General features: G+C 50.4%; 1 protein-coding gene. It reads left to right on the forward strand.

The annotated features are described in order from the left end of the window. Positions 1–236: hypothetical protein (locus S1OALGB6SA_RS00560; protein ID WP_442789578.1), on the forward strand; the 236-nt coding region annotated here is incomplete at both ends.

Consider the following 236-nt stretch of genomic DNA (forward strand, 5'->3'; position numbering starts at 1 on the left):
AAAATTTGAATAAAATATCCAGTATCTCGGTTTTAGCTCTTATGATCCTTTTGGCGTCCTGCAAGGTTCCCGAGAACACCAGCAAAGCCTGGGTGGTAAGCATCTTAGCCGGCAGTGGCACAGCGGATTCTGGAAATGGCACCGGCACCACGGCACAGTTTAATCCCCCCTACGGAATGGATGTGGACTCATCCGGCAATGTCTATGTGGCAGATTCTAACAACCACCGCATCCGG

The sequence above is a fragment of the Olavius algarvensis spirochete endosymbiont genome (assembly GCA_900608495.1).
GTDB lineage: Bacteria > Spirochaetota > Spirochaetia > DSM-2461 > DSM-2461 > UBA2779.